Origin of the sequence: Streptomyces sp. NPDC059582, assembly GCF_042735715.1 — a bacterium.
GTDB lineage: Bacteria > Actinomycetota > Actinomycetes > Streptomycetales > Streptomycetaceae > Streptomyces.
The window spans coordinates 1-17,149 of sequence record NZ_JBHWCC010000019.1 but is presented as its reverse complement, the minus strand read 5'-3'; the positions used below and the strand labels follow the sequence as shown (position 1 = coordinate 17,149).

Sequence of the window (17,149 nt, the reverse complement as noted above, 5' to 3'; positions counted from 1 at the left end):
CGCACCCCCTCACTCGTACTCCGTGCCTCCCTTGCGGGTCAGGTACGCCGGGCTCACCGCCTTGGCGATCGCCCGTCCACCGGTCACGGGGCTGTGCCGCTCGGTGACCGGCCGGATCACCACACCCTCCCGCAGATGCAGCTCGCGCCCCGAGACGGTCTCCCGCCCGCTCGCCACCTCCAGAACCCGCTCGATGTCGTACGGCCCCTCGAACAGCCGCGGAACCAGAGGCAGTTCCCCGTCGAGCAGGTCCGCCGCGTCCAGCCACCGCACCACGCCGTCCATCTCCGCGGACACGTCGAACACCGCGTAGCCCAGCGTGTCGCCGCGGCCGTTCGCGCCGTACGCCAGGTCCTGCACGCCCGCCCCGTACACCTCGCCGAAGACGCCCACCCGGCGCGCGCCCAGCCGTTCGGCGATCCGGGCCGCGGCCTCGGCGACACCGTGTCCGCGCACGGCCCGCCAGTACAGGTTGCGCGGGTCCTCCTTCAGAGCCAGGGACTTGGCGCCGAAGCCCTTGGAGGAGACGTACGCGCGGCCCTCCTCGGCGTGGTAGGTCAGCAGACAGGCCGACCCGTGCAGCTTCTCCGTCAGCACGACCGGCTCGCCCGGCGCGAAGACGTCCGGGTAGCGCTGGATGTTCTCGATGTCGACCCAGGGCAGCAGATCGGGGGCGGACTCGACCTCGCCGCTCATCGTGGGCGGGATCGGCGGCACCCACTTGACGATGCCCAGCCGCTGCGCGAAGTCGGTGCCGTCGGCCGCGGCCCGCGCCAGGTCGACGTCCGCGAGCGCCGTGGGCCGGCACACGATGCCCTGCGACAGCTCACCGCGCAGCCGGACCGCCCTGACCCGGTCGGCGTTGCCCCCCGCGAGCCGGCCGGTCAGCCCCAACTCCTCGATCAGCGCTTCCGGGAGCACGGACTGCTCGGGGATGTACACCGCGGCCTCGCCGGTGCGGTACGCGCCCTTGGCGACGACGGCCCGGTACAGGCCCACCTGCGCCAGTTCGAGGGCGTCGGCGTTCGGATGTTCGTGGACGGTCAGCACTTCGGCGGTGACGCGCAGCGTCGACATGGCGGCTCCCTGGGTGTTTCCGGTACCTCAGACGGGTCTCATCGCCACCCACTGTCCGGACCCGAAACGGGTGGAGCCAGTGATTTTCCCCCTGCTACGGTCCCGGCTCGTCCCGGCGCAGCCCCTCCGCAACCAACTGCCCGTTGGAGACGGCCCGTCGGCCGTCCGGCAGGAGAAGGGTGTCCTCCAGGCCGATCCGGGTCGCGAGGCCGAGCCGTGCGGCCAGGCGCAGCACCGGCCACGCGCCGCCGTCCTCGCCGTGCAGCAGCACGGGCCGGCCGTGTGCCCCGCCGAGGCCGGCCAGCAGAGCCCGCGCCGACTCCTCGGCCGTCGCCGGGTCGGGGTCCGTCACCTCCGCCAGCACACGCAGCGCCCTCGGACCGAGCGGGGAGCGGGCGAACCGGGCCGCGCCGTCCGTGCCGGACCAGATCCCGGCCTCCACCCCCACCCCGAGCCGGAGCAGGGCCGCGGCCAGCTCCTCGGCGCCCGGTTCATGCCAGTTGACCGAGGCGTGGTCGGGCAGCACCGTCCAGTCGAGGACCTGTCGCAGGCGGGCCGCCGGATCGGGTTCCGCCCAGGCGCCCGTGGTCACACCGACCGGCACCGGCACCCGGGCCCGGATCGCGATGAGCGTCGCCGCCACCACCCGGGGCGACAGACTGTCCTGACCGCAGGGGGTCTTGGGGTGGACGTGGACGTCGGTGGCCCCGGCCGCGAACGCCTCGGCCGCGGACTCGGCCAACGCCTGCGGCGAGAGCGGGATCATCGAGCCGTCGGCGGCGCCTCGGCGCCCGTTGAGACAGACCTGCACCATGCCCCGATGGTGCCATCCGGCGGTGATCAGGGGGGGTGCGGCATCCCCGGCGCACCCCCGGCGTGCTCTCAGGCCGACATCAGCATCCGTCGCCCCCGCCTGGCGTACGCCAGGGCCTCGGGCGTGAGGACGGGCCGCGGTACCAGTATTCCGCAGTCCGCGCAGACCGGACCCGACGAGGGTTCGTGGTCCAGGTCGTACTTCCAGAACAGGCGCTCCCCGTCGCACACCGGGCAGGACGCGCCCGGTTCGCGCTCCAGCGCCTCGATGAGGCTGCGCAGCACCTCACCGAGCGGAGCCCGCGGGTGCACCCCGGGGTTGTCGCACCAGGCGACACCGAAGCCCCCCCAGGTCAGCCGGTGCCAGTCGTCCACGCTGCCGGGCCTTCGCAGCCCGTCGTGCTTCTCCTTCTTGCGGCGTTCGGCGAACTCGATCTCGTAGTCGAGCCATACCGCCCGGGCCTCCTCCAACTCCTCCAACGCGGCCACGAGCCGCGCCGGGTCGGGAGAGCGGTCCTCGGGGCCGAACCCTGACCGGGAGCACAGATGGTCCCAGGTCGCCCTGTGCCCGTAAGGAGCGAACCGCTCAAGGCACTTGCGCAACGAGTAGCGCCGCAGCGCCAGATCGCAGCGCGGATCTCGCACCTGTCTCGCCAGACTCCGGAAACCGGCCATCGCCTTGCACCTCCGTCACACCTGCAGCTGTACTTCGGTCACTTCGGCGTCGTCGAACGGACGTCGCCGAGTAGACGTATCGACACCCGATTCGGCTCCATCCGATTTCCGATCGCCCCCATAAGCCGGAGCCACGACTCCGAAAACTGACGCATGTTCATCTTCAATCCCGGGGATACCGGCGGTAACGTCCGGCCCACCCCCGTCGGTAGGAGCTGACATGCCTCGGCGCACCCCACGAACACCTCTCGTCAGACTGAGAACTCCCGGCAGATATCCCGGGTTCCTGAAGACGGCTTCCATATGCGTCCTGATCGCCGGTCTTTTGTCGCCGCTCTCCCAAGCGGCGGTCGCCGCCGAGGCCACGGCGGCCAACGACCACTGCGGCGGACAGTGTTCCGACATCCTGCCGCCGGGCGAGAACGGCAACGCGACCCTCGCGCAGATCATCCTCAACCAGGCCTTCGGCACCCAGCCCTCCCACGCCGAGGACCAGCTCGGCCCCTACGCCAACCTGGCCACCGGCTACTCCACGCTCACCACTGACAAGATCAATACGTTCTTCAACGACGCTTCGTTCGGCGTCGCGTCCGATCAGGTCGCCTCCACCGAGAGCCCGGCGGGCCGCAGCGATGTGAAGATCGTGCGCGACAAGAAGACCGGTGTGCCGCACATCACCGGCACCACCCGATACGGCACGGAGTTCGGCGCGGGCTATGCCGCGGCCGAGGACCGGCTGTGGCTCATGGACGTCTTCCGGCACGTCGGGCGCGGCCAGCTGACCACGTTCGCGGGCGGCGCGCCCTCCAACCAGGGCCTCGAGCAGGAGTTCTACCGCAACGCGCCGTACACCGAGGCCGACCTCCAGGCGCAGATCGACAACGCCGTCGCGGGCAACGGCGCCCGTGGCCAGCAGGCGCTCGCCGACGCCAACGCCTACCTCGCCGGCGTCAACTCCTACATCGACGCCTCCGACAGCGGCCGCTACTTCCCCGGCGAGTACGTCCTCACCGGTCACAAGGACTCCATCACCAACGCCGGCACCATCGACCACTTCAAGATCACCGACCTGGTGGCCCTGGCCTCGGTGATCGGCTCGCTGTTCGGCTCCGGCGGTGGCGGCGAGGTCGACAACGCCGTGTCGCTGCTCGCCGCCCAGGCCAAGTACGGCGTGGTGGACGGCACCAAGGTGTGGGAGTCCTTCCGCGAGCGCAACGACGCCGAGGCCGCCCTCACCCTCCACAACGGCGAGAGCTTCCCCTACGCCGTCAAGCCCGACGACCCGCAGGGCGAGGCCCTGCCCGACGCCGGTTCGGTGGCCCAGGAACCGCTGGTGTACGACCGTACGGGCAGCGCGGCCACCGCGAAGGCGACGAGCGCCGCCGGCACCGCGGCGGACACCGCGCTCAGTTCCGCCAGGCGCGGCATGTCCAACGCCCTCGTGGTGAGCGGGAGGTCCACCGCGAGCGGCCACCCGATCGCCGTCTTCGGCCCGCAGACCGGCTACTTCGCCCCGCAGCTGCTCATGCTCCAGGAGATCCAGGGTCCGGGCATCAGCGCCCGCGGCGCCTCCTTCGCGGGCTTGAGCATGTACGTCGAACTGGGCCGCGGCCAGGACTACGCGTGGAGCGCCACGACCTCCGGCCAGGACATCATCGACACCTACGCCGTCGAACTGTGCCAGGACGACTACCACTACCTGTACCACGGCGCCTGCACGGCGATGGAGAAGATCGAGCAGAAGAACGCCTGGAAGCCGACGACGGCCGACGGCACCGCGGCCGGGTCCTACACGATGCGGGTCTACCGCACCAAGTACGGCCCCGTGGAGTACCGGGCGACCGTCGGCGGCAAGAAGGTCGCCTACACCACCCTGCGCTCCTCCTACCTGCACGAGGCCGACTCGATCATCGGCTTCCAGATGCTCAACGACCCCGACTACGTCACGGGCCCGGCGACCTTCCAGACCGCGACGCAGCACATCAACTTCACCTTCAACTGGTTCTACGCCGACTCGGCGCACACCGCGTACTACAACAGCGGCGACAACCCGGTGCGCGCGAGCGGAGTCGACGCCGAGTTCCCGGTGTGGGCGCAGCAGGCCTACGAGTGGCGCGACTGGGACCCGGCGACCAACACCGCCGACTACACCCCGGCGTCCGCCCACCCCAACTCCGTCGACCAGGACTACTACATCTCCTGGAACAACAAGCAGGCCAAGGACTACACGACCGCCTCCTGGGGCGACGGCTCGGTGCACCGCGGCAACCTCCTCGACGACCGGGTGCGCAAACTCGTCACGGCCGGCGGGGTGACCAGGACGGCCCTGGTCAAGGCGATGGCGGACGCGGCGCTCGCGGACCTGCGGGCCGAGGACGTGCTGCCGGACCTGCTGCGGGTCGTCAACAGCTCGCCGGTGACCGACACCACGGCCGCGGCGGCCGTCGGCAGGCTCCGGACCTGGCTCACGGCCGGCGCCCGGCGCACGGAGACCTCGGCGGGCTCCAAGACGTACGCCGACGCCGACGCGATCCGCATCCTGGACGCCTGGTGGCCGCTGCTGGTGAAGGCCGAGTTCGAACCCGGCCTCGGCACCGCCCTGTACACCGCCTTCACCGCCAACCTGCCTGTCGACGAGACCCCCTCGGCCGCCCACGGCCCGACCGGCGCGCACGCGGGCAGCTCCTTCCAGTACGGCTGGTGGAGCTATGTCGACAAGGACGTCCGCGCCGTGCTCGGCGACCCCGTGGCGGGGCCGCTCGGGCAGAAGTACTGCGGCGGCGGCAGCCTCAGCGCCTGCCGGGACCTTCTCATCAGCACCCTGAAGCAGGCGGCCGGTCTGACCGCCGCCCAGGTCTACCCCGGCGACGCCCTGTGCGCCGCGGGCAACCAGTGGTGCGCCGACTCGATCGTCCAGCGCACCCTCGGCGGCATCAAGCACGGCAACATCAGCTGGCAGAACCGGCCCACCTACCAGCAGGTCGTGGAGTTCACCTCGCATCGCTGACCCCCGCACGGCGGCGGGCCGGATCAGCGGATACGGCCCGCCGCCAGCACCACCTGCGCCAGTTCCCGGTGCACGATGTCACTGTGCGCCCCGCTCGGCGGGCCGCCGCGTCTGACCACCGCCGCCGCGTCGACATTGACGCAGCCCGAGACCGGCAGCGGGCCGCGCAACGCCTCGGCGAGCCCCAACCGCCGTGTGCCGGGCACCGCCTGTACCCCGTCATGGCCCATGGCCCCCCACTTGGCGCCCAGCACCCGGCCGAGATCGAAGCCCTCGGCCACGCCCTGCGCGTCGCCCGCCATCCGGGAGGCCAGCGGGTACAGCGCCCCGAGGGAGGAGTCGTGGCTGGAGTGGCAGCACACCAGCGGACCGTCGATGCGGTTCTGCTGGCCCTGCAACACGCCCCCCGCGCGCGCGTCGTGCGGCAACCGGGCGGCGAACGCGTAGTGCGAGAAGGCCCCTTGCAGCAGCGTCACGGACTTCACCGTGCGCACGCCCTCGGGCAGCCCGCGCAGGGCGAACGACACCAGCCGCCCGCCGAAGCTGTGCCCGACCAGGTGCACCCGCACCCCCGGCGCCGCGCCCGCCAGCTGACCGATCACGCGCCCGAGCCCGCGCTCGCCCACCGTCCCGGCCCGCCGCTTCATCGCGTAGTACGTCCCCTGCCGCAGCAGTTCGTGCGCCCCGTCCCACGGGTTCGGCAGGGCGAACCCCTCCGTCCCGCCCGGGGAATCGACCTGGGCCAGCGCCCGCGCGAACTCCTCGCACATCGCCGCCACCGACCCGGAGAACATCTCGGGCTCGTCCTGCGGCACCCCCTCCGCCAGCGTGTCCGCCGCGAACAGGGCCTGCGGACCGGGCGGCACCACCTCCACCAGCAGCCGGACCAGCCGCCCGAACTCCTCCAGCTCGGCCTCCTCGCCCGGCTGCTGCTCCAGCAGCCGGGCGAGCTGCTCCACCACGATCGCCCGGCCCGGGAAGGTCTCCAGCAGCGCGTGCCGGGTGTCCTTGTCGAGCGCCGGACGCCGGGGCGGCTCGGCCGCCACCGCCCGCGGGAAGTCCGGGATCGGCTCGTCGGAGAACCGCATCGACGGCCACACCACGCCCGCGTACCCGATCCTGGCCGTCGGCGCGAGCTCGGGGAACGGGGCGAAGAAGTGACTGCAGAGCCGGGTCGCCCCGGAGCGGTCGTTGTTCCAGCCGTGCGCGAAGACGACCAGATCGCGTACCCCGCGCCGGGTCACCCCGGCCAGCAGCCGGTCCCGCTCCGGGCCGTCCACGTCGCCGTCCGCGTCGAAGGTGAGCTCCCAGTAGGGCGTCACGCTCATCGCCGGCTCTGCCATGACGGGCCCCTTGTCCCCCGTGGTGGTGCGCTATGGGCGCATGGTCCTGCCAACAGGGGACATTGGCCATACGTCTCGGGTCATCCGTACGACAGATACGTCCCGCGCACCCGCCGGAACGCCGTCAGCTCCTGCCGCCAGCCCGCCACCACCTCGTCGGTGTCCGCGCCCGCGTCGATCGCGGTGCGCACCTGGGCCGAGCCCGTGAGTTTGTCGATCCAGTTGTCGGAGCGCCAGGCGAAGCCGCTCCAGGTCCGCCTGGCGGTCACCAGCAGCGCGATCCCGGTGCGCACGGGGTCGTAGGCGTCACGGTCGTGCACATGGATCTGCACGCCCCCGACGGTCTTCCCCTGGAACTTGGAGAAGGTGGGGGCGAAGTACGCCTCCCTGAAGCGCACGCCCGGCAGCCCGAGCGCGTTCACCGCGGCGGCCCACCGCCCGTCGACGCCCTCCGCGCCCAGCAGTTCGAACGGCCGGGTCGTGCCGCGCCCCTCCGAGAGGTTCGTGCCCTCGAAGAGACAGGTGCCCGCGTACGCCAGGGCGGTGTCGGGTGTCGGCATGTTCGGGCTCGGCGGCACCCAGGGCAGGCCGGAGGCGTCGTACCACTGCGACCGCTTCCATCCGCTCATCAGTACGGTCTCCAGCGCCACCGGCGTGGTGAGGAACTCCTTGTTGAACAGCCGCGCCAGCTCCGCGACCGTCATGCCGTGCGCCTGCGAGATCGGCTGCCGGCCGACGAACGTCGCGAACTCCCGGTGCAGCACGGGCCCCTGGGCCGCGCGCCCGGTCAGCGGATTCGGCCGGTCCAGGACCACGAACCGCTTGCCGGCGAGCTGCGCGGCCTCCATACAGTCGTACAGGGTCCAGATGTAGGTGTAGAAGCGCGCGCCCGCGTCCTGGATGTCGAAGACGACGGTGTCGACGCCGGACGCGGTGAACACGTCGGCCAGCGGCCGGCCGCTCTTGAGGTAGGTGTCGTAGACCGGCAGCCCGGTCGCCGGGTCGTCGTAGCGGCCCTCGGAGCCGCCCGCCTGTGCCGTGCCGCGAAAGCCGTGCTCGGGGCCGAAGACGGCGACCAGGTTCACGCGGTCGTCGGCATGCATGACATCCACGATGTGCCGGGCGTCCCTGGTGATGCCGGTCGGGTTGGTGACGATGCCGACGCGCTGCCCGGCGAGCGGGGCGTAGCCGTCCGCGGCGAGGCGTTCGAAGCCGGTGCGCAGCTGTCTGCGCGGCTCGAACGTGGCGGTGGTGGGGGTGAGTGACACGGTTGCCGCTGTCGCCGAGGCGAGCAGACTGCGTCTGGAGAGGCGCATGGGGGTCCTCCATGAGGTGACGTTGCGAGCCGTTCCTGGGTGTCGCGCCGCGCGACGGAGCCGTACATCGATACGTCTCCGCGCCCCTTAGGGTGCTCCAGAGACCCTTCCTCTGGTGCATACCGACCGGTTAGTCTGTCGAGGCAGGAGAGCCGATTCGCGTCGTGTCGAAGGAGACCGATGGTGGAAGCCGTGCAGGATGCCGGAGTGGTCGTCACCGGAGCGGGAGGCGGGATCGGGGCCGCGCTGGCCCGCCGCTTCGCCGCCGAGGGGGCCCGGGTCGTCGTCAACGACCTCGACGCCGACAAGGCCAGGGCCGTCGCCGACGAGATCGGCGGCATCGCGGTTCCCGGTGACGCCTCCCTGGTCATCGCCGACGCCCGGGACGCGCTGGGCGGCACGGTCGACGTCTACTGCGCCAACGCCGGTGTCGGATCGGGCGGTTCGGAGGCGGCCGGGGAGCCGGTCTGGGCGCAGGCCTGGGACGTCAACGTCATGGCCCACGTCCGTGCGGCCGAGGCGCTGATCCCCGGCTGGCTGGAGCGCGGCAGCGGCCGGTTCGTCTCCACCGTGTCCGCGGCCGGACTGCTCACCATGATCGGCGCAGCGCCCTACAGCGTCACCAAGCACGGCGCGTACGCCTTCGCCGAGTGGCTCTCGCTGACCTACCGCCACCGCGGGATCAAGGTCCACGCCATCTGTCCCCAGGGCGTGCGCACCGACATGCTGGCCGCCACCGGCAGCGCGGGCGACCTGGTCCTGCAGCCGACCGCGATCGAGCCGCAGGACGTCGCCGACGCCCTCTTCAAGGGTATCGAGGAAGATCGCTTCCTGATCCTGCCGCACCCCGAGGTCGCCGCGTACTACCAGGTCAGGGCCACCGAGCCGGACCGCTGGCTGACCAACATGAACCACCTCCAGCAGAAGTGGGAGGCCGGCCGGTGACCGACTCCCGCTACGCCGCCAAACCCTGGCTCGACCTCCTCAGCGACGCCCAGCGCGCCCCGGTGGACCCCGCCGACTCCCTCGTGCACGCCCTGCGCCGGGCCGTCGCCGAGGACCCCGACCGCCCCTTCCTGGCCTACTTCGACGGCCGGCTGTCCTACCGCGAGGTCGACGAGCTCAGCGACTCCGTCGCCGGTCACCTGGCCGAGCGCGGCCTGGAGCGCGGCGACCGGGTGGCCGTCCTGCTCCAGAACTCGCCGCACTTCGTGCTGGCCCTGCTCGGCGCCTGGAAGGCGGGCGCGATCGTCGTCCCCGTCAATCCCATGTACAAGTCGGGGGAGGTCGCGCACGTCCTGCGGGACGGCGAGGTGGCGGCGCTGATCTGCTCGGACCGCGCCTGGGAGTCGTATCTGCGCGACACGGCCGCGGACTCGCCGGTGCGGATCGTGCTCACCGGCTGCGAGCTGGACTTCCAGACCCGCGGCGACACCCGCGTGCTGACCTTCGAACGGCTGCCGCAGGCCCCGGACGCGGACGATCTCACGGCCGTCGCCCGGCGGGGCCACAAGGCGCCGCAGGGCGCTGGTCCCGGCCCCGCCGACATCGCGCTGATCAGCTACACCTCGGGCACCAGCGGCGCCCCGAAGGGCGCCACCAACACGCATGGCAACATCATGTACAACGCCGAGCGGCAGCGGACCGGACTGGCCCTGCCCGAGGCGCCCGTCTACTACGCGATGGCCCCCCTGTTCCACATCACCGGGATGGTCTGCCAGCTCGGCGCGTGTCTCGACAGCGCGGGCACGCTGGTGCTGACGTACCGCTTCGAGTCGGGCGTCGTGCTGGACGCGTTCGCCGAGCACCGGCCGCAGTACACCGTGGGCCCCTCCACCGCCTTCATGGCGCTGGCCGCCCACCCGGGCGTCTCCCCGGACCACTTCTCCTCCTTCGTGAACATCTCCTCGGGCGGCGCCCCGCTGCCGCCCGCCCTGGTGGAGAAGTTCCGGGCCGGCTTCGGTCCTTACATCCGCAACGGCTACGGGCTCACCGAGTGCACCGCGCCCTGCGCGGCCGTGCCGCCCGGCCTGGAGGCCCCCGTCGACCCGGTCTCCGGCACCCTGGCCGTCGGACTGCCCGGCCCCGAGACGGTCGTGCGGATCGTCGACGACGAGGGCGCGGAGGTGCCCTTCGGCGAGCAGGGCGAGATCGTCGTCCGCGGGCCACAGGTCGTGCCCGGCTACTGGCGGCGTCCCGACGCCACCGCCGAGACCTTCCCCGACGGCGAACTGCGCACCGGCGACATCGGCTTCATGGACCCCCAGGGCTGGCTGTACGTCGTCGACCGCAAGAAGGACATGATCAACGCGTCCGGTTTCAAGGTCTGGCCGCGCGAGGTCGAGGACGTCCTCTACACGCACCCGGCGGTGCGCGAGGCGGCCGTCGTCGGGGTGCCCGACGGGTACCGCGGGGAGACCGTCAAGGCCTACATCAGCCTGCGCCCGGGCGCCGAGACGGACCCGGACGAGCTCGCCGCGTACTGCAAGGAGAGACTGGCCGCCTACAAGTATCCGCGCCAGGTGGAGGTACTGGCCGAGCTGCCCAAGACGGCGAGTGGGAAGATCCTCCGTCGGGAACTTCGTTCCCGCGCGCACGACAGTCAGTAGACGAACCGGCGGAAAAGCGGACAAGTCGACAGTAATGTCGGCGGGCGGGCCGGTGGACGACGGCCGACAGGCGTCGAGGGAAGGCAGGTGGCGGCAGTGCCCAGGACGACCGACGGGGACGGAGCTCCGGTTCCGCAGCGGCTCCTCGCCGCCGCCACCCGGCTCTTCGCCGAGCAGGGCTACGACCGCACCTCGGTGCAGGAGATCGTCGAGGCGGCCGGCGTCACCAAGGGGGCGCTGTACCACTACTTCGGCTCCAAGGACGACCTCCTGCACGAGGTGTACGCGCGCGTGCTGCGCGTCCAGCAGGAGCGGCTCGACGCGTTCGCGGACGCCGACGAACCGGTCGAGAAGCGGCTGCGGGCCGCGGCGGCCGATGTCGTCGTCACGACCATCGAGAACCTCGACGACGCGTCGATCTTCTTCCGCTCGATGCACCACCTGAGCCCCGAGAAGAACAAGCAGGTGCGCGCCGAGCGCCGGCGCTACCACGAACGCTTCCGCGCGCTCATCGAGGAGGGCCAGCAGGCCGGGGTGTTCTCCACGGCGACCCCGGCCGACCTGGTGGTGGACTACCACTTCGGGTCCGTCCACCACCTCTCGACCTGGTACCGCCCCGACGGCCCGCTCGGCGCCCAGGAGGTCGCGGACCAACTCGCGGACCTGCTGCTGCGCGCGCTGCGTCCGTAGGGCGCGCTGCGCCCGGAGGGCCGTAACGCGGGTTGCGCCGGTGGCGACCGCGATGGTCAGTGGTCCGTGGTCAAGGGTCAGTGGGTACGGGCCTGCGGTGCGCGGTCTGCCGTCTGCGGTGCGCGGCCCGCGGTCTGCGGTTTGCGGTGCGCGGCCCGGGTGTCCCGGGCCGGCTTCCCGGTCGGTCCGGGAGAACCTCCGGGGCGGTCCGGACATCGTCCTCTGCTCTCCCGGCCGCCGACGGCGCGATGCTCGTCGGGACGGACCGGCGGAGGTGCCGCCGGCCGGGGCTTTCGGGGGAGAGAACCATGCTTGCAGTGAACCGGCGTCTGGCAGGTCTCGCACTGGGCGGCGCGCTCGCGCTCGGCGGTACGGCTGCCGTGCCCGCGGTGGCGGACGGGGGAGCGGTGGAGGCGCCCGCACGGGCCGTGTGCCACACCCCGGTCGGCAACAGCCTCATCCACCAGCGATGGGCCGCCCTGGGCGGCGCGAGCGGGTGGATGGGCTGCCCGACCTCCGGCACCAGGGACGTGTACGTCAACAACATCTACCAGGGCAAGCGCCAGTACTTCGCGCACGGCAACATCACCACCTCGCGCGCCCAGGGCTCGCGGATGGTCGTCGCCGCCTGGGAGGCCAACGGCTACGCGCACTTCAACTGGGGCCCGACGAACCCCTACCACTACGACGTCTTCCTGTTCCGCTACACCAGCGCGGCCGACCCGCAGGGCCGGCAGGGCCAGGTCGGCGGCGGGTCCTCGGGCCTGATCCGGGTACGGAAGGAGACCACCGGCTCCTACACGTTCCGCGTCGAGGGCTGCGACAGGACCATCTGGGGCCTGAAGTGCAAGCAGGGCTGGACCCTCTCGGCGACCACGAACTGACCACCACCTCGGGGGAACAGGGCCGGTGAGGGCGCAAGGCGCCCTCACCGGCCCGCGCCTCGCTCGGAGGAGCCGTCGGCGATCGGCGGCGTGCGGGCGCCGTGTCCCCGACCCTCGACCTGTCAGGAATTCACCGTTCAGACGATCTCTCTTCATCGGCAGGCCACCATTCGCCCATACCTTTCCCACGCTGTGAACTGATCATGTCAAGGTGGGGGAGTGTGAGCGGATGTCGAGCGGTGGCAGGAAGCGCCCGAGAGTCGGCCACGGGGTGGTGCTCGGCTTAGGTGTCGCCCTGATGGCGGGGCTGCTGCAATTGGGAGCGCTCCCAGTCGAGGCGGTCGCCCGTTCGCAGTCCGGTACGCCGACGACGAAGGCTCTGTCGGCCGGCCCGGGCAGCGCCAAGAGTGGCTCCGCAGCCGCCGCGGCTTCCGAGGAAGAGGCGATCGCGGCGGCGAAACGATCGGGGAAGAGCGTCGAGGTGGCCTCGCTGCGCGGCGAGAGCAGCGACGTGTACGCCACTCCCGAAGGCGACCTGGAGGCGCGGGAGTACCTGCGCCCGGTGCGGACCCGGATCAACGGCACCTGGCAGCCGATCGACACCGCGCTCGCCCAGGCCGAGGGCGGCATGGTCGCACCCAGGGCGGCCACCGTCGGGCTGGAGTTCTCCGGCGGCGGCGAGGACCGGCCGCTGGTGCGCCTCGAGAGGGCAGGGCGGACACTCGAACTCTCCTGGCCCGGCGCCGTGCCCGCGCCGCGGCTGGACGGGGACACCGCCGTCTACAGGGACATCCTGCCGGACGTGGACCTGCGCCTCGGGGCGCGGCCCGACGGCTTCACACAGCTCCTCGTCGTGAAGACGGCCGAGGCCGCGCAGAGCAAGGAACTCGCCGAACTGCGGCTGAAGCTGAACGCCGACGGGATGGCGGTCGACGAGACCGCGAGCGGCGGGCTCCAGGCAGTCGACCGGGGCGCGGGCGGCGTCGTGTTCGAGGCGCCGACCCCGGTGATGTGGGACTCCAGCGCGAGCGGCGAGGGCACACCGGCCACCGGAACCGCCGACCGCGCGAGCTCGACGGCGACCAGAGCGCGGGTGGCGTCCGCCGTGACCACGGCCGTCGCCGGCCGAGGCACGCGGACGGTGACCGTCGCCACGGACGGGTCCACCGCCACCACCACCGACGATCCGACCGCCGCCGAATCCGGCCGGGTCGAGCGCGTCGGCGTCGACGTCGCCGACGGAGGGGAGGCGCTCGTCCTCACCCCGGACAAGGAGCTGCTGACCGGCTCCGACACCGTCTACCCCGTCTACATCGACCCGCAGTGGTACTCGCCCAAGGCCACCTCCTGGACGATGGTGTCCCGGTACTGGGCGAGCTCCCCGCAGTGGAAGTTCAACGGTGACTCCGACGCGGGCCTCGGCTACTGCGGCTGGGACTACTGCGCCCCCTACGACGTGAAGCGGCTCTTCTACCAGATCCCGACCACGAAGTTCGCGGGCCGGACGATCCTGTCCGCCGAGTTCGTCGTCAGGGAGACCCACGCGGCCTCCTGCGACAAGCGCGAGGTCCAGCTCTGGCGGACGAAGGGCATCTCGTCCTCCACCACCTGGAACAGCCAGAACAACTCCGACTTCTGGATCGACCGCCTCAAGACGCTCAGCTTCGCCTACGGCGCCGACGGCTGCGCCGCCGCCGACGCGGAGTTCGACGTGAAGGACGCCGTCGCCACCGCCGCGGCCAAGAACTGGTCGACCATCACCCTCGGGATGCGGGCCGGCGACGAGGACGACCGCTACACCTGGAAGCGGTTCTCGGACGACGCCTACCTGCGGGTGCGGTACAACCGCGCGCCGAACAAGATCACCCTCTCCCAGCTCACCATGAGCCCGGGCGGTCCCTGCGTGGCCTCCGACAAGATGGTGCGCATCCGCTCGGCGGCGACGATCCGCGTCAACGATGTCAAGGACCCCGACGGAGACGCGGTCTCCGTGCAGTTCCAGGCGTCCTGGGACGCGGGTGACGGCGCCGGCTGGAAGGCCCGCTGGACCTCGGCCAGGACCACCAGCAAGAAGAGCGGCTCCGACTTCTCGATGGTGCTGCCCAGCAGCATCCCCAAGAACAAACACGTGGAGTGGCACGTCCACTCCTACGACGGGGCCCAGTGGTCGGCCTGGAGCTACACCGGTTCCCACGGCTGCCACTTCCTCTACGACACCAGTGTGCCCGTCGGCCCGGTGATCAGCTCGGCCCAGTACGGCGCGTCCGACTCCGAGGACCCTGACGACCCCTGGTGGGACGGCGTCGGCCGGTACGGCACGTTCACCGTCGACACCAGCTCCACCGACGTCACCAAGTACTGGTTCGGCGTCAACGCGCCGCCCAGCAGCGCCCACACCCTGACCACCACCGGCGGCGGCGCCAAGACGATCAAGTTCATGCCGACCAGGCCGGGCGTCAACTTCATCACCGCGCAGGCCTTCGACGCGGCCGGCAACGGTTCCGAACCCACCACGTACACCTTCCGGGTCCGCTCGGGCCAGCCGGACCGGCTGTCCTGGCAGATGGACGAGACCGCCGGCACGAGTCAGGTCACCGGCTCGGGCGGCACCTGGCCCGCCCAGCTGTACGCGGGCGCCAAGCCCGGTGGCGAGGGCGTCTCCGGCCACGGCCTGGAACTGGACGGCGTCGACGACTACGCGGCCAGCGACTCCCCGGTCCTCAACACCGCCAAGAGCTTCACGGTGTCGGTGTGGGCGAAGCTGCCGAGCAACCCGACCGGCGCGCCCGTCGCCGTCGCCCAGGCGGGCTCCAGCACCAGCGGCTACGAGATCTACTACTCCACCGCACTCGGCGGCTGGGTGTTCCTGAGACACGCAACCGACGCGTCCGGCACCTCGGTGTCGCGCGCCGTCCAACCGGCCTGCGCGAGCGGGGACACCGCCTGTCAGACGTCCCGGGTCAACACCTGGACCCACCTCGTCGCCGCCTTCAACTACCCGAGCCAGCTGCTGAAGCTGTACGTCGACGGGCAGCTCGTCGCCACCGCTCCCTACACGACCACTCCCTGGGACGCGCGCGGACGTACCATCCTCGGCGCCGCCTCCCATTACGGGACGGTGGAGGGCTTCTTCCGCGGATCCCTCGACGAGGCCCAGTTCTTCGACTACCAGTTGACCGACGCCCAGGTGGCCCAGCTGCACGACCGGCTGCCGGTGAGCAGCGCCCGCCCGGCGAAGCTGGTCCTCCCGATGGACGAGACCGCGGACGCCGTCGCGCTGACCGGCCGCGCCCAGGCGGTCCCCGCCCAGCTCAAGAACGGTGCCGTCGCCGGAGTGACCGGAGTCAACGGCCGCGCCGTCGCGTTCGACGGCGTCGACGACTACGCGACCACCGGCCGCCCGATCATGGACACCGCACAGAGCTTCGCGGTCTCCACCTGGGTGAAGCTGCCCAAGGACAAGGAGGCCAAGGCGATGACGGTCATCGCCCAGGCCGGCATCGTCAATCCCGGCTTCGAGGTCTACCACTCCTCCGCGCTCGGCGGCTGGGTCTTCATACGGGAGCAGAGCGACACCGCCGGCTCCACGGTGGTTCGCGCGACCCAGTCCGCCTGCCCGGCGAACACCAACTGCGCGGCGGCCCGCCTCGGCGAGTGGAACCACGTCGTCGCCGTCCAGGATGTCGACGCGGGCCAGTTGCGGCTGTACGTCAACGGTGTCCTGGAGGCCACGGCTGACTTCACCACCCCCTGGCTCGCCGTCGGTCAGGTCACCCTGGGTGGCACCTACCGAGCGGACGGAACCCTGGGCAGCCCGCTCAAGGGCGGCGTGGACGACGTACGCCTGTACGACCGGGCGATCTCCGACGACGAGGTGAGGCAGCTGTTCAAACAGCGTCCCCTGGTCGGCGCCCGTTGGAGGTTCGAGTCGGCCGCCGGCAACCCGCCGGTCACCCCGGACGCCTCCGCGACCGGCGCGGGCATGACCCTCTTCAACGGCGCGGCGACCGGTTCCGGCTGGGTGGACGGCGGCCTGACGCTGGACGGCGTCGACGACTACGCGGCCACCGCGAGCGGCGCCACGACAATCGACACCAGCGCCAGTTTCACGGTCAGCGGCTTCGTCCAGGCCGCGGCCCAGCCCACCGGGAACGTGACCCTGCTGAGCGGGCCCGGAACGGCCAAGAGCGCGTTCGCGGTTCGCTATGTGCCCGGCTCCACCGGCACCGACCCGGGACGCTGGCGCATCGAGACCGCTGACGCCGACAGCTCGACCGCCACCGCCGCCCAGGTGGAGAACGGACAGTTCTTCAGCGTCCAGGACTGGACACACCTGGCGGTCGTCTACGACGGGTTCGCCCGCGACCTGAGGCTCTACGTCAACGGCGAACTACAGGACGTGGCCTGCGCGGACACCGACGAGAACGGCGAGCCGGACGTGACGGGCTGCACGGACATCGACTCGTCCGGCGAGAACGTCGTGACGTTCAAGGCCGCGCAGAACCTCCAGCTCGGCCGCGTCAAGACCGGTACCAGCACCTGGGGCGAGTACTTCCCCGGGACCGTGTCGGACCTGTGGACCTTCCAGGGGGCGCTGACCGACGCGCAGATCAGCCGGCTCGCCGTCGGCATGCCGGGCCTGGAGACCCGACGGCTCCGGCAGCTCCGGAGACAACCACGGTTTCGCCTTCCTTCGGGCGTCCGATGTCCAGCAATCCGAAGTATGCTGTTAAGC

At 71.5% G+C, this 17,149-nt stretch carries 10 protein-coding genes and 1 pseudogene; 6 read left to right on the top strand and 5 right to left on the bottom strand.

All coding sequences use genetic code 11. The annotated features are described in order from the left end of the window. Positions 1 to 9: 9 nt before the first annotated feature. The 3 genes from ACFV0T_RS18110 to ACFV0T_RS18100 all read right to left on the bottom strand — a co-directional run bounded on the left by ACFV0T_RS18110 (position 10) and on the right by ACFV0T_RS18100 (position 2,565). Positions 10 to 1,077, bottom strand: coding sequence for an RNA ligase (ATP) (locus ACFV0T_RS18110; RefSeq protein WP_385779632.1), 1,068 nt, complete (start codon positions 1,075 to 1,077; stop codon positions 10 to 12). Between the two features lie 94 nt (positions 1,078 to 1,171). Next, on the bottom strand, positions 1,172 to 1,891 hold the full coding sequence (locus tag ACFV0T_RS18105; RefSeq protein WP_385779630.1) for a 3-keto-5-aminohexanoate cleavage protein: 720 nt from the start codon (positions 1,889 to 1,891) through the stop codon (positions 1,172 to 1,174). Positions 1,892 to 1,959: 68 nt separating this feature from the next. Next, complete coding sequence (locus ACFV0T_RS18100) at positions 1,960 to 2,565, bottom strand: hypothetical protein (RefSeq protein WP_385779628.1); 606 nt, start codon at positions 2,563 to 2,565, stop codon at positions 1,960 to 1,962. A gap of 220 nt (positions 2,566 to 2,785) precedes the next feature. Between ACFV0T_RS18100 and ACFV0T_RS18095 the strand changes: the two genes are divergently transcribed. Further along, complete coding sequence (locus ACFV0T_RS18095; protein WP_385779626.1) at positions 2,786 to 5,572, top strand: penicillin acylase family protein; 2,787 nt, start codon at positions 2,786 to 2,788, stop codon at positions 5,570 to 5,572. Between the two features lie 23 nt (positions 5,573 to 5,595). Here the strand turns inward: ACFV0T_RS18095 and ACFV0T_RS18090 are convergent, their stop codons facing one another. Together ACFV0T_RS18090 and ACFV0T_RS18085 are read right to left on the bottom strand one after the other, a co-directional pair. Next, entirely contained in the window at positions 5,596 to 6,915 is a 1,320-nt protein-coding gene (locus ACFV0T_RS18090; RefSeq protein WP_385779625.1) for a serine-threonine protein kinase, read from the bottom strand. 80 nt (positions 6,916 to 6,995) lie between these two features. Next, positions 6,996 to 8,231 carry an exo-beta-N-acetylmuramidase NamZ domain-containing protein gene (locus ACFV0T_RS18085; protein ID WP_385779623.1) on the bottom strand — a complete coding sequence of 412 codons (1,236 nt, stop codon included), beginning with the start codon at positions 8,229 to 8,231 and terminating at the stop codon, positions 6,996 to 6,998. A 180-nt stretch (positions 8,232 to 8,411) separates the two neighbouring features. On the opposite strand from ACFV0T_RS18085, the gene ACFV0T_RS18080 reads away from it, so the two are divergent. From ACFV0T_RS18080 to ACFV0T_RS18060, 5 genes and pseudogenes are all read left to right on the top strand, one after another. Continuing rightward, entirely contained in the window at positions 8,412 to 9,176 is a 765-nt protein-coding gene (locus ACFV0T_RS18080; protein WP_385779621.1) for an SDR family oxidoreductase, read from the top strand. Further along, positions 9,173 to 10,840 (top strand): class I adenylate-forming enzyme family protein, encoded by a 1,668-nt coding sequence (locus ACFV0T_RS18075; RefSeq protein ID WP_385779619.1) that lies wholly within the window; start codon positions 9,173 to 9,175, stop codon positions 10,838 to 10,840. Before ACFV0T_RS18080 ends, ACFV0T_RS18075 begins: the two co-directional genes overlap by 4 nt. 96 nt (positions 10,841 to 10,936) lie before the next feature. Then, on the top strand, positions 10,937 to 11,530 hold the full coding sequence (locus tag ACFV0T_RS18070) for a TetR/AcrR family transcriptional regulator (protein ID WP_385779617.1): 594 nt from the start codon (positions 10,937 to 10,939) through the stop codon (positions 11,528 to 11,530). Between the two features lie 308 nt (positions 11,531 to 11,838). Next, positions 11,839 to 12,414 (top strand): hypothetical protein, encoded by a 576-nt coding sequence (locus ACFV0T_RS18065; protein ID WP_385779615.1) that lies wholly within the window; start codon positions 11,839 to 11,841, stop codon positions 12,412 to 12,414. Between the two features lie 229 nt (positions 12,415 to 12,643). Next, positions 12,644 to 16,807, top strand: a pseudogene (locus tag ACFV0T_RS18060) (LamG-like jellyroll fold domain-containing protein); the annotation flags it as partial. Between the last annotated feature and the right edge of the window lie 342 nt (positions 16,808 to 17,149).